Here is a 12,715-nt window from a genome sequence, read left to right as displayed (position 1 = left end):
ATATTATAGATCGTGTTAAAAAATTAAATCCTAATTTAAATAAAATGAACTTAATAATAGAAGAAGAACCATCTAATTTAGCAACATTTATTAAATCAAAAGAATATGAAGGAAGAATTTTGGTTTTGTACGAAACAAATCAAAAAACATCTTCTTCAGATGATATCAAACCTACAAAACCTGAATCATCAAAAGCTAATTATTTTATAGAATCACTTAAAAACAAAAATCTAGGATATATCGAAAAAATTAATAAACAAAATATTATAGATCGTGTTAAAAAATTAAATCCTAATTTAAATAAAATGAACTTAATAATAGAAGAAGAACCATCTAATGCAGCAACATTTATTAAATCAAAAGAATACGAAGGGAAAATTTTGGTTTTTTACCAAACAAATCAAAAAATACCTTATTCAACTGATGATCCTGATCCTACTAAAACTACATCTTCATCATCCAAAATTACTGATTTAAACGAATTAATTATAATAAAAGATATAGGCGAAATAGAAGAAAGTAATGAAAAAAATATTATAGCTCGTATTCGAAGATTAAATCCTCAATTAAATCAAATCGATTTAACAGTTGAAAATCAACCATCAGAAACAAAAGCATTTATTCAATCTAAAGAATATCCAGGAAAAGTTTTAGTTAATTATACAAATAATATTCAAAAAGAAAAAAATAATAATAATTCTTTAAAATCTGAACACGAAATATTCTTTATTGTTTTTTTTGTATTTTTATTTATTCTATTATTTTATTGTTTTTTTAGCAAAAAACAATAAAACTAGATTTATCAAAGAATAACAAAAATAAATATTAAAATATAACTTAAAAAAACCATAAAAATATTTATTAATAATTTAAAAAATAATATTTCTTCTTCTTAAATAAGAAAATATTTAAAATCTATTAATACTTTTAAAAAGAGTTAATTTCTTTTTGAGTTCTTTTTCTATAGCTAAACAACCTGGTTTGAATAATTTTTTAGGATCATAACCTTTTTTTAATAAATCTTTTTTTTCTTCAATATATTTTCTAGTAGCTTTAGTAAAAACAATTTGAAATTCAGTATTAACATTTATTTTGACTATCCCTAAAGAAATAACCTTTTGAATCATCGAATCAGGAATCCCTGACCCTCCATGAAGCACTAAAGAAGTTTCGTTATTAGTTAATTCTCGAATTTTTTTAAATACATCTAATTCTAAACCTTTCCAATCAGAAGGATATGGACCATGAATATTACCAATACTAACAGCTAACATATCAACTCCTAATTGAACCATTTTGTAACATTCATAAGGATCTGCAATTTCTCCATTACTTATAATACCGTCTTCTTGACCACCAATACTGCCTACTTCAGCTTCCACTAAAAGACCTTTTTGATGACATATTTTTACAATTTTTTCTGTTTTTTTTAAATTTTCTTCAAAAGGATAATGACTTCCGTCGAACATAATTGAATTAAATCCAGCTTCAATAGCTTGAAATGCACTTTCATAAGATCCATGATCTAAATGTAAAATAACAGGAACAGAAATATTATAAAAAGAATCTAAATTTTTAACTAAAGAAGCTACAGTTTTTAACCCCCCCATATAATTTGCTGTTCCTTCAGAAACTCCTAAAATAACAGGAGATCTTAATTTTTCAACAGTTTGTAAAACAGTCTTTATCCATTCTAAATTATTAATATTTACTTGAATAATAGCATATCCTTGCTCATGAGCTTTATTTATTATTTTTTTATCTGAAGTTAACAATCTTTATTATTTATTCCCTTCTTAGATTCGATTATAGACAAATCAAAACTAAAATACAATATAATTTTATTTTATAAAGAAAAATTAACAAAATATTATCAAATTAAATTAATCATTTTATCAAGTAAACGTACTAATTGACTTACATAACTCATTTCATTATCATACCAAGAAATTAACTTCACAAAACGAGGTCTTTCTTTTAAAACCTGAATAGTATTAGAATCATATAAAGAACCATATAAAGAACCGATAATATCAGATGACACAATAGGATCTTCAATATAAGCTAAAGTTTCATTGACATTTTTTTTAAACACTTTATTAACTATATCTGGTGTTACTTCTTGATTCAATTCTGCTGTTAAATCTACTAAAGAACCACTTAAAGTAGGTACTCTAATCGCCATACCATCTATTTTACCTTTTAATTCTGGAATAACTAAACCAATTGCTTTAGCGGCTCCAGTAGAGCTCGGGATCATATTATAAGCTGCAGCTCTTCCTCTTCTATACCTAATACCTTTAGGATAATTTTGATCAATAAGCGATTGATCATTTGTATAACTATGGACAGTAGTCATAAAAGCTTGATTAATGCCAAAATTATCATTTAATACTTTAACAATTAAAGCCAAACAATTAGTTGTGCAAGAAGCACTACTAATAATATGATCTTCTTTTGTCAAAATATCATCATTAACATTAAAGACAATTGTTTTAATATTACCGGTAGCAGGAGAACTAATTAAAACTTTTTTTGCGCCTGCTTTCAAATGTAATTTAGCTTTTTCTTCGTTTGTAAACAAACCAGTACATTCTAAAACAATATCTACTCCTAACTTTTTCCAAGGTAAATTTTGAGGATCTTTTTCTTGAAAAAGCAAAATCTTTTTGTCTTCTATAATTAAATTATTTTGATCAAACGAAATATTATTCACTTTATAAGAACCTTGAATGCTGTCATATTTCAATAAATAAGCTAAAGTTTCTGGAGTTGCTAAATCATTAATCGCTACAATATCAATATTAGATTTTCCGAATAAAGCACGAAAAGATAATTTTCCTATACGTCCTAATCCATTGATAGCTATTTTCATTTTTATATCTAATGTCTACTACTTTCTATTTTGTTTTTATACATTCTAAAACTAAAATTTGTTTTCTTTCTAAATATTCTAAAAAAGCTCCACCACCAGTAGAAATATGACTAAAATTATTCTCTAATCGAAACTTAAATACTGCTGCCACAGTATCTCCGCCACCCACAATTTTAATAATTTGATTTTTATTCAATCCACTAATTATTTGGGTTATCATTTTTGTACCTTGAGAAAATTTTTCGAATTCAAATACTCCAAGAGGTCCATTCCATACAATTGTTTTCGCAGACATAAGATAATATTGAAAAAGAGAAATAGTTTTAGGACCGATATCTAGGCCCATCATTCCAGAAGGAATCTTATTATAATCAAAAATAATAGCTTCTGTATCTGAAGAAAATGATGAACCACAAACAAAATCTTGAGGCAAAACAATTTTTTTACCTTCAACCGAATTTAATAATTTTTGAACTAAAGGAATTTCATTTTCTTCTAATAAACTATTACCTACTTGAAAACCTTGAGCTTTCCGAAAAGTAAAAGACATGGCACCCCCAATCAAAAGAAAATCTACTTTTGCAAGAAGTTGTTCAATAATTTTGATTTTATCAGATACTTTAGAACCTCCTAAAACAGCTACTAATGGTCTTTTTGGACAATCCATAATTTGATTTAAAAATTTAATTTCTTTTTCGATCAAAAAACCTAAACATTTTTCTTTAATGTAAGTTGCTATCCCTACATTAGAAGCATGTATTCTATGGCACATACCAAAAGCATCATTAACAAAAAGATCTCCTAAAGAAGCCCAATATTTTCCTAATCGAGGATCATTTTTACTTTCTTTTTTATCATTAAGATCTTCAAAACGAGTATTTTCCATCAATAAAATAGAACCTGGAGATAAATTATTAATTTCTGATTCCAATAATTTACCTCTAGTTACAGGAACGAACTTGACTTGTTGATTTAAATAAAAAGATAATCTTTCAACAACTACTTTTAAACTGAATTTTTGTAAATCTTCTTGTTTTTTGATTCTACCTAAATGAGACAAAATAATTATTTTACCTTGATTTTTTTTTAAATATTCAAGAGTAGGTAAAATAGATTTGATCCTATTATCATCAATAATAAAACCATCATCATTCAAAGGAACATTTAAATCAACTCTTAATAAAATTTTTTTATTAAAAATCTTAGAAATATCCAAATTAGTAAGTGAATTTTGCATTATACGCCTTCCTTAAAGAAATATCGAAAATCATTAACAAAAAATTTTACGAATATTTTTTTAGTTCAATAATTATAAATAATTAATAAAATGAAATAATTCATTAGAAATATTATGGCCATTACAAATAGTATCCAAACTCAAATGAAATATTTTATTTTTTTGCATTCCTATACCACAACCATGAATATTTTTATTTAATAATTCAAAAGCATAATAACCCATTTTAACCGCTAAAAAACGATCTTCTGCAGTAGGCGTTCCACCTCTTTGTATATGTCCTAAAACTTGAGCTCTTGTCTCGAATCCACTATAACTTTCAGCTTTCTTAGCTAAATCATGAACGTTTAAAATATATTCAGCAATAACAACAATAACATGCCTTCTGTTTTGTGTTTTGAATCCCTTAATTTTATCTAAAATAAATTGTTCGGAAACAAAATTTTCTTTAGTGACAATTAAATCTACTCCTGAAGCTATTCCACTATAAAAAGCTAAATCACTTTTATCTCGCCCCATAACTTCTGCAATAATACATCTATTATGTGAAAAAGCAGTATCGCGTAATTTTTCAATAACATCTATTATATTATTAACAGCTGTACTAAAACCAATAGCCAAATCAGTCTTATTAATATCATTATCAATGGTTGCAGGAATACCTATACACTTTATACCTAATTCTTCCAATTTCATAGCTCCGTAATAAGAACCGTTGCCGCCAATAATAATTAATCTCTCAATGCCTAAATTTTTTAAATTTTGAGCACATTTTTCACGTATACTTAAATCATATTGAAAAGAAGGAAAACGAGCACTACCTAAAAAAGTGCCTGATACATTCGTAATGCGTGGTATTTCTTTATCATTTAAAATATCTATTTCATTATTATATAAACCTAAATAACCATCTTTAACGCCGTAAACACAAATATTTTTTTGAGCTCCTAAAGAAACAATAGTTTTAATAACACTATTCATCCCTGGAGCATCTCCTCCTGAAGTTAAAACCGCTATTTTCATATTTTTTTCTTTATTTATCATTTATTATATTAATCCTTTTAACTCTTGAAATATTATTTTTTTACAAAAAAATAATATTTTTATTAATAAATATATGAATAATTATCATATTTTAATAAAAAATTTAATTATTTTTTTGTTTAATTAGGAAAAAAATATACAAATGAATTTAAAATTTAACGAAAATTTAAAATTAAACTTTTTCCCGTCATTTCTTTAGGCTGAAGTATATTTCACAATTGTAGTAAAGTAGGGGACGCATCGCATACAGCACACCATCAGATCCTAACTCAAATTTATTATTAACCAAAATAAAAGGAACTGGATTAGTTTTATGAGCTGTATGTAGTTCACCTTTATTATCTTTCATCTGTTCTGCGTTCCCATGATCAGCTACAATACAAGGAATACCACCGATTTCTAAAATAGCCGTTACCACTTCTTTTAAGCAAATATCCACCGTCTCAACAGCTTTAATTGTCGCCTCTAAAAGATACACTATGACCTACACCATATCCGGATTAGCGAAATTCAAGATCATAGTTTGATATTTTCGAGATAAAATTGCTTTTTTAGCTTCTTTTGTTACTGAATACGTACTAATTTCAGGTTTTAAATCATAAGTTTTTGCTTTAAGGGGAAGGAATCAAAATTTTATAAACATTAGAAAAATTTTGATCTTTTCCACGATCAAAAAAAAAGAAAGTCACGAGTTTGAAAATGTTCTGTTTTTGAAGGATTAAATAAGGATGTTGCTAAACGCATAATACAATCAGAACGAAATTTAACAAAAATAAAACTATCATTATCTTCAATAAGACTATTTAAATCAACAAGAAAGAGCGGGATGAATTCATGGGTAAACCCCCTTTTATTGTAAAATTCTTTAATCCCTTTTAAAGGGGATTCGGATTATATCAGCTTCGCCAGAAGTTAACATATTATACACTAAATTAATACGATCCCAGTTATTATCGTGATCTAAATCGAAATATTTCCTACTAACATCCAGAACCTAATCGAAAACAATAATTCAAAATTTGTTGAATATAAACTTTGCCTGAAGTAAGGGTCTGTATCTCTGCCATCTGGTATAAAAACATGTAAATATGTTTTTTTTTGTTCTAATTGATGCATTTTAATTAAATCTAACAAAGTTTTAAAATGATTCAAATGCGAAATATGAACGCCGCTATCTGCTGAAAAACCCACCCTAACAAATGTATTTTGCTATTATTTTTTTTAGCATATTCTATCGATTTTACAAATGCTTTATTTGTAAAAAATTCTTTATTATGAATGGATTTGTTTATTTTAGTCAAATATTAATCAACAAATCTTCCGGCTCCTAAATTTTTAAGTGTCCCACTTCGCTATTTCCCATTTGACCTTCAGGTAAACCTACTTCTTCACCAGAAGCTTTTAAGTTAGTGTTTAAGAAATTAGATAAAAGATAATTCAAATAAGGAGCTTTAGATAAATAAAAAGCATTATTTTCTTTTTGCAATGTTAATCCTAATCTATCAAGAATAATTAAACCTACAAATTTATTTAAAAAAACCTCTCTTTAATTATTTTTTTATTAATTACAAAAAATAATTTTTTAAATTTTTTTAATATTATTTATTATATTCACAAATATTATTTTTTTAAATTATAAAAACTTTTTAAACCCAAATAAGAAGATTTTTTTAATTTTTCTTCAATTCTTAATAATTGATTATATTTAGTTATTCTATCATTTCTTGAAGTATAACCAGATTTAATTTGTCCTGCGTTTAACACAGCACAACAGCTAAATAAGCTATAGTAGTATCTTCAGTTTCGCCACTAAGATGAGAAATAACAGTTATATAAGAAGCCTTTTTTAGCTATTTAAATAGTAAGCTAAAGTTTCTGATAAAGTAACAATTTGATTTAATTTAATTAAAATAGAATTTCCTATTTTATTTGCGATATCTTTAGATAATTTATTAAAATTTGTAACAGATAAATCATCTCCTGCTAATTTAATTTTATAACCTAATCTTTTTGTTAAAAGCTTCTTCCATCCTTCCCCCAATTATTTTCATTTAATCCATCTTCAATAGAAATTATAGGATATTTATTTACTATATTTTCATAATAAGAAACTAATTCTTCGCTACTAAAAGATTTATTATTTTCTGAAGCTAAAATATATTTTTTTGTTGTTTTATCATAAAATTCTGAAGCAGCAAAAACCCATACCTAAAAAAGATCTTCGCCCGATTTATAACCAGCATTTTTAATAGATTGAATAATTTCTTACAAAGCTTCTTCATTAGAATTTAAATCAGGAGAAAATCCGCCTTCATCTCCAACAAGTAGTTGGTAAATTTTTTTGTTTTAAAATTTTACCTAAATGATGAAAAAAATCTCTGTTGAGCAACGTAAAGCTTCTCTAAAAGAAGAAAAATTAGTAGGTAAAATCATAAATTCTTGAACATCAACATTATTAGATGCAATGATCTCCACATTAATAACATTCATCACTGGAACAGGTAATTGTTTAGGTTAAATTCCTCGGATATATTCATAAAATTCTAAATTTAAATAATCAGCTGCTGTTTTAGCACACGCTAAAGAAACTCCTAAAATAACATTAGCGCCTAACTTAGATTTATTCGGAGTACCATCAAGGTCGATTAATTTTTGATCAATAAAATTTTGTTCTAAAACAGAAATATTTTTAAATTCTGGTTCAATAATCTTAACTACATTTTCGACTCTACTTTCAAAACGCCTTTACCTAAAAATCTTTTAGGATCTTTATCTCTCGATTCTATAGCTTCATGCTCGCTTGCAGAAACTCCTGATGGAACAATAGATTTTCCTGAAAAACCATTTAAAGCATGAACTTCTACTTCTAACGTAGGATTTCCCCTAGAATCTAAAATTTCACGAGCCAAAATTTTATTAATATATGAACATTTACAAACTCCTTTTTTTTTAATTTAATAAATTACATAAATATTATAATATTTTTTTATATAAAAATATATTTTTAAAAGTTAAAAAATATATTAATAAAAATAAAATAAAGAATAGAAGAAAATATAAAAATTTCTTTACTAATTGAATTAGTAAAAGTTTTTTTATAAAAAATATAAGAAAAGACAATAATAATATATGATAAAATTATAATGATGATCTAAAATAAATAATTATGATACAATTATTTTTTTTAAATAAGATCATAAAAATAAATAAAAAATAAATAAAGGATAATAAAAATTATGCTGAATAAATTGATGATTTTTTTAATAGGTATTGTATTAGGAGCTACTTTATACAAAGTAATTGATTCTAGTATAAGCGAACGAATAATAACATCAAAACATTTTTTATATAAATTTCATGATTTTATAAATCAAATGTCTATATACATTATGAAATTCTACAAAAATAAATAAAATTAAAAATTAAATAAAAAACTAATTTATAAAAATAAAAATATCTATTTTTTTTATTTTTATATAAATGTGGAATTTTTTTCGCACTTAAGAAAAACAAAAATTCAATTTATTCGCTACTATCATAAATGAAAAATTATTTTTTGAAAAAATAATAAAAGACAAACATAATAGTTTGTCTTTTATTATTTTCATAAAATTTATTTTTATCAAAAAATAATTGTATTTCAATAAAATAAATTTTATTTCTTATTATTAATAAATTTAAAATTTTTTTAAATATTAAAAATAATTAAAATGTTTTTTTAAAAAAGTTTAAAACCTTTATTATATATAAGCTAAAGTTTTTTTAATTTTTAAATCATCATCTTTCTTTTTTAATATCGATCTTTTATCAAATTTCTTTTTTCCTTGAGCTAAATAAATTTCTAACTTTAATAAATGTCTCTCAGAAATAATTTTGACTGGAACAACACTAAAACCTTTTATTTTAATTTTAGATTTAATTTGCAAAATTTCTCTTTTTTTTAATAAAAGTTTTTTTTTTCTTTTTTCGTCATGATCGAACTTATTACAAGAAATATATTTATCGATAAACATATTAAAAACAAAAATTTCATTATTTTCAATATTTATATAAGCGTTATCTATATTAACTTTTTTCAATCGAATAGCTTTTACCTCGTTACCCAATAATTGAATGCCAGCAACATATTTTTTGTCCAAAAAATAATCATAAAAAGCTTTTTTATTAGTTAAAATTATTTTTATCATTATTTTCAATCACTTTTTTCAATAAATAATTCTTGAGTTTTGTATAAATAATAAATAACGCAAGAATTATTTAATATTTTGAACTAAATTAAATTAATTTTAATTATGGTATATTTAATTAAATAAAAATTATTTTTCTCGATGTTTATTTAAAGCATTTTGGATTACGCTTAAAGCTTTATTTTTGCCTTCTAAGCTTTTTATAAAAACAGTTTTATTTTCTAAATCTTTATAATGGATCAAAAAATGTTTCATTTCTGTTAAAAAAGAATTAGGAATATTATTAATATCTTGATATTCTGACATAAAAGGATCTTTCACAGGGATAGCAATTATTTTTTCATCTAATTCTCCATTATCGATCATTTCAATAACTCCAATAGGTCTACATTGAACCAAAACCATTGGATCTAATTTTTCGCGAGATAAAACAAAAACATCCAAAGGATCTTTATCATCGCAAAGTGTTAAAGGGATAAAACCATAATTGGAAGGATAAACAAAAGAAGTATTTAAAATACGATCTAATTTTAATAAACCTGTTTCTTTATCTATTTCATATTTTTTTTTATCACCTATAGGAATTTCGATTACAACAAGAAAATCTTCTGGTGTGATCCTTTTAGGATCGATATTTTGTAAAAAATTCATATTTATTATATTTCCTTCATATTTTTTTCAAAACAAAAAATACTTTAATAATATTATATATTTTTTGTTATTAAATAAAATAAATTTAAAAAAAGAAAAACAAAATAAAAAATTATATTTTAGAAACTCCAAATAAATTAGCTTTTTTCAAAAATATTTTTTTATTTTGTTTAATATTAATAGCTAAATGATTAAAAAAAGAATGCTCTTTTGTTTTTGAATTAAAAATTAAAACTCTTTCTATAAATCTTAACTTTTCGTCATTGTTATATTCATCTTGAAAAATTTCATAAAAACAAAGATAAAAAACATCATCTTCATTTTTTTGTATCTGTAATAAAAAACCTATAGTTTTATGTTCTTTTTCCAAAGATAATTCAAAATTAATCTCTTTAATAGGTTTTGTATTTTTATAATCTACTGAACAATGAAAAGAAAAAAATTTAGGTACAAAATAAATACTTAATTTCTTAATTAAATGCAAAAGAAAATTTTTATCTAAAGTTTCAATATCGCTGAAATCCAAAACATTTTCTAAAAATTCTTCAGTTAAAATATCCATTTCTTTATGAGATATTTGTTTTTCATCCATTTTATTTAAATGCGCAAAATAATTCATTAAATGTTTTTTAAAAATAATTAAATCTTCATTTTCTAAATTAATAATTTCAATAATTAAATCTAAAATAGAATAACCTGGAACTTTACAATTACAAAAAGAAATATTTACAGAATGAATATCAGGAATATCTATATCTTTAAAATAAAAATAACCTAAAGAAGGATCTTTTTTCAATAAAGAAAAAAAATAAAAAAATTCTAAACTTGTTTTTTCGTATCTATTATCAATAAATGTTTCTTTTAAACCTGAAAAATCTAAAAAATTAAACAAAAAATCTATCTTAGGAATATGTTTATCTAACAAACTAAAAATAAATTGTTTTATATTTAAACATTCTTGAAAAGAAGCACATGGCACAGTTTGAATTTGACAACCAACATTATAAAATACTCTAATTTTCTTAGAAAATAAACAACCTAAATCATGTTTCCAACCTATTATCGGATGTTTTGCATTAGAATCTTTTTTATATTCTTTTTTTAAAACAGTTATTTCTTCATTTTTAGAATCAAAAAATATACTTAAATCATCTACCTTATTATTAGAAGAAGATGTTTCTTTTTGTTTTTTTAAATCTTTAAAAACGCTATTATTATCATTAAATTGAATTTTTTTAATAACAAAATTATCTTTTTTTTCTTCAGTATTTAAATTAATATCCGAGACTGAAGGCTCTTCTTTTGTTATTGATGTTATCATTGACAAATCATCATTTTTTTTATCATTATTAATCGCTTTAATATAATATAAATTAAATATAGAAAAATATAAAACGAAAAAAAACAAAAAAAAATTAACTTTTTTTAAAAAAAATTTTTTTCTTTTCAATTACTTATTTCTTTCTAATTTTATATTATCTTTATAATAAATTCAACGAAAAATAAATAAAATATAATAAAAATTTCTTTTCTTTAAAAAAATTTAACTTTAAAAAAACCAAAAAATTTATTTATAATGGTGGCTCCGGGCAGAATCGAACTGCCGACACGAGGCTCTTCAGGCCACTGCTCTACCGACTGAGCTACAGAGCCAGAACCTTGAGTTTTCAAAACAATGGCGGTCCGGACGGGATTCGAACCCGCGATCTCCTGCGTGACAGGCAAGCATGTTAACCACTACACCACCAGACCTTTTTTTATTTTAATTTAATATTTTCTAATTTAATTTTTGAATTTAATTGGTTGCGGGAGAAGGATTTGAACCTCCGACCTTCGGATTATGAGCCCGACGAGCTACCAAACTGCTCTATCCCGCGATCACACATAACTCAAAAAAATATAAAAAATAACTTTAACAAACTTGGCGGAGAAAGAGGGATTCGAACCCCCGCGCCCTTTCAGACCTTCCAGTTTTCAAGACTGGTCCCTTAAACCACTTGGGTATTTCTCCAAAATTAAGCTAAATAATGGTGGACCTGGTAGGATTCGAACCTACGACCAACCGGTTATGAGCCGGTAGCTCTAGACCAACTGAGCTACAGGTCCTTTGGTGGCGGAAGAGGGATTCGAACCCTCGACCTCACGGGTATGAACCGAACGCTCTAAACCAACTGAGCTATACCGCCCTAAGTCTGAGTTGTTATTTTTATTTTATATTTTTTTTATATCGTTATTCTTCTTATATTATACACTTTATATTATAAATTACACAATTATTAATTAAACATGGTGGAGTTTAGCGGATTCGAACCGCTGACATCCTGTGTGCAAGACAGGTGCTCTACCAACTGAGCTAAAACCCCTGTGATGGTACCTAGAGCCGGACTTGAACCGGCACGGCTTTTAACCATGGGATTTTAAGTCCCACGCGTCTACCAATTCCACCATCCAGGCATTCTAAATATATTGTTTATTTTTATAAATGGTGTCCCGTAAAGGACTCGAACCTTTGACACCTTGATTAAAAGTCAAGTGCTCTACCAACTGAGCTAACGGGACATTTTTTTTGATTGGTGCCAAAAACAGGAATCGAACCCGTAACCTACTGATTACAAGTCAGTTGCTCTACCAATTGAGCTATTTTGGCAATTCATCTCATAAAAAGAAAAACATGGTAGAGGATGAGGGACTTGAACCCCCGACTTTCTGCTTGTAAGGCAG

General features: G+C 25.2%; 13 protein-coding genes, 10 tRNA genes and 2 pseudogenes. 2 read left to right on the top strand and 23 right to left on the bottom strand.

All coding sequences use genetic code 11. The features are described 5' to 3' along the window. On the top strand, positions 1-791 hold a 791-nt coding region (locus M8044_RS02175; protein WP_273585418.1), incomplete at its 5' end, for a hypothetical protein. 117 nt (positions 792-908) lie between these two features. On the opposite strand, the gene fba is transcribed toward M8044_RS02175, so the two are convergent. The 10 genes and pseudogenes from fba to eno form a co-directional block, all read right to left on the bottom strand. Continuing rightward, positions 909-1,775 carry a class II fructose-1,6-bisphosphate aldolase gene (gene fba / locus M8044_RS02170; protein ID WP_273585417.1) on the bottom strand — a complete coding sequence of 289 codons (867 nt, stop codon included), beginning with the start codon at positions 1,773-1,775 and terminating at the stop codon, positions 909-911. A 98-nt stretch (positions 1,776-1,873) separates the two neighbouring features. Beyond that, on the bottom strand, positions 1,874-2,881 hold the full coding sequence (gene gap / locus M8044_RS02165) for a type I glyceraldehyde-3-phosphate dehydrogenase (RefSeq protein ID WP_273585419.1): 1,008 nt from the start codon (positions 2,879-2,881) through the stop codon (positions 1,874-1,876). Positions 2,882-2,900: 19 nt separating this feature from the next. Then, the gene (locus M8044_RS02160) at positions 2,901-4,112 is read right to left on the bottom strand and encodes a phosphoglycerate kinase (protein ID WP_273585416.1); all 1,212 of its coding nucleotides are present in this window, start codon (positions 4,110-4,112) and stop codon (positions 2,901-2,903) included. Between the two features lie 72 nt (positions 4,113-4,184). Continuing rightward, entirely contained in the window at positions 4,185-5,156 is a 972-nt protein-coding gene (locus M8044_RS02155; protein WP_273585415.1) for an ATP-dependent 6-phosphofructokinase, read from the bottom strand. A 187-nt stretch (positions 5,157-5,343) separates the two neighbouring features. Further along, positions 5,344-5,739, bottom strand: a pseudogene (locus tag M8044_RS02645) (hypothetical protein). 86 nt (positions 5,740-5,825) lie between these two features. Continuing rightward, positions 5,826-5,984, bottom strand: a complete 159-nt coding sequence (locus M8044_RS02640) for a hypothetical protein (RefSeq protein ID WP_425306209.1) — start codon at positions 5,982-5,984, stop codon at positions 5,826-5,828. A 132-nt stretch (positions 5,985-6,116) separates the two neighbouring features. Continuing rightward, complete coding sequence (locus tag M8044_RS02635) at positions 6,117-6,347, bottom strand: hypothetical protein (RefSeq protein WP_425306208.1); 231 nt, start codon at positions 6,345-6,347, stop codon at positions 6,117-6,119. Then, positions 6,305-6,457 (bottom strand): hypothetical protein, encoded by a 153-nt coding sequence (locus tag M8044_RS02630; RefSeq protein ID WP_425306207.1) that lies wholly within the window; start codon positions 6,455-6,457, stop codon positions 6,305-6,307. Before M8044_RS02630 ends, M8044_RS02635 begins: the two co-directional genes overlap by 43 nt. Positions 6,458-6,483: 26 nt before the next feature. After that, the gene (locus tag M8044_RS02625) at positions 6,484-6,642 is read right to left on the bottom strand and encodes a hypothetical protein (protein WP_425306206.1); all 159 of its coding nucleotides are present in this window, start codon (positions 6,640-6,642) and stop codon (positions 6,484-6,486) included. 134 nt (positions 6,643-6,776) lie between these two features. Then, a pseudogene (eno, locus tag M8044_RS02145) lies at positions 6,777-8,110 on the bottom strand (phosphopyruvate hydratase). Positions 8,111-8,392: 282 nt separating this feature from the next. Between eno and M8044_RS02140 the strand changes: the two are divergent. Further along, positions 8,393-8,569 carry a hypothetical protein gene (locus M8044_RS02140; protein WP_273585414.1) on the top strand — a complete coding sequence of 59 codons (177 nt, stop codon included), beginning with the start codon at positions 8,393-8,395 and terminating at the stop codon, positions 8,567-8,569. Between the two features lie 327 nt (positions 8,570-8,896). Here M8044_RS02140 and smpB read toward each other — a convergent pair whose 3' ends face one another. The 13 genes from smpB to M8044_RS02075 all read right to left on the bottom strand — a co-directional run bounded on the left by smpB (position 8,897) and on the right by M8044_RS02075 (position 12,641). Continuing rightward, positions 8,897-9,343, bottom strand: a complete 447-nt coding sequence (gene smpB / locus M8044_RS02135) for an SsrA-binding protein SmpB (RefSeq protein ID WP_273585413.1) — start codon at positions 9,341-9,343, stop codon at positions 8,897-8,899. 129 nt (positions 9,344-9,472) lie between these two features. Next, on the bottom strand, positions 9,473-9,994 hold the full coding sequence (locus tag M8044_RS02130; protein ID WP_273585412.1) for an inorganic diphosphatase: 522 nt from the start codon (positions 9,992-9,994) through the stop codon (positions 9,473-9,475). A gap of 112 nt (positions 9,995-10,106) precedes the next feature. Next, positions 10,107-11,315 carry a hypothetical protein gene (locus M8044_RS02125; RefSeq protein ID WP_273585411.1) on the bottom strand — a complete coding sequence of 403 codons (1,209 nt, stop codon included), beginning with the start codon at positions 11,313-11,315 and terminating at the stop codon, positions 10,107-10,109. A gap of 256 nt (positions 11,316-11,571) precedes the next feature. Further along, a tRNA-Phe gene (locus M8044_RS02120) sits at positions 11,572-11,647 on the bottom strand. A 23-nt stretch (positions 11,648-11,670) separates the two neighbouring features. Continuing rightward, positions 11,671-11,746: transfer RNA gene (locus M8044_RS02115), tRNA-Asp, on the bottom strand. A gap of 48 nt (positions 11,747-11,794) precedes the next feature. Further along, positions 11,795-11,871, bottom strand: a tRNA-Met gene (locus M8044_RS02110). A 45-nt stretch (positions 11,872-11,916) separates the two neighbouring features. Continuing rightward, positions 11,917-12,005 (bottom strand) — tRNA-Ser (locus M8044_RS02105). Positions 12,006-12,022: 17 nt separating this feature from the next. Continuing rightward, positions 12,023-12,100: transfer RNA gene (locus M8044_RS02100), tRNA-Ile, on the bottom strand. Positions 12,101-12,102: 2 nt separating this feature from the next. After that, positions 12,103-12,180: transfer RNA gene (locus tag M8044_RS02095), tRNA-Met, on the bottom strand. Between the two features lie 101 nt (positions 12,181-12,281). Beyond that, positions 12,282-12,357 (bottom strand) — tRNA-Ala (locus M8044_RS02090). Between the two features lie 5 nt (positions 12,358-12,362). Continuing rightward, positions 12,363-12,448 (bottom strand) — tRNA-Leu (locus M8044_RS02085). Positions 12,449-12,477: 29 nt separating this feature from the next. Beyond that, positions 12,478-12,553, bottom strand: a tRNA-Lys gene (locus M8044_RS02080). Positions 12,554-12,565: 12 nt separating this feature from the next. Continuing rightward, a tRNA-Thr gene (locus tag M8044_RS02075) sits at positions 12,566-12,641 on the bottom strand. Between the last annotated feature and the right edge of the window lie 74 nt (positions 12,642-12,715).

The organism is Columbia Basin potato purple top phytoplasma, from assembly GCF_028595955.1.
Taxonomy (GTDB): Bacteria; Bacillota_I; Bacilli_A; order Acholeplasmatales; family Acholeplasmataceae; genus Phytoplasma.
This window is presented reverse-complemented; position numbering and strand designations above follow the sequence as displayed.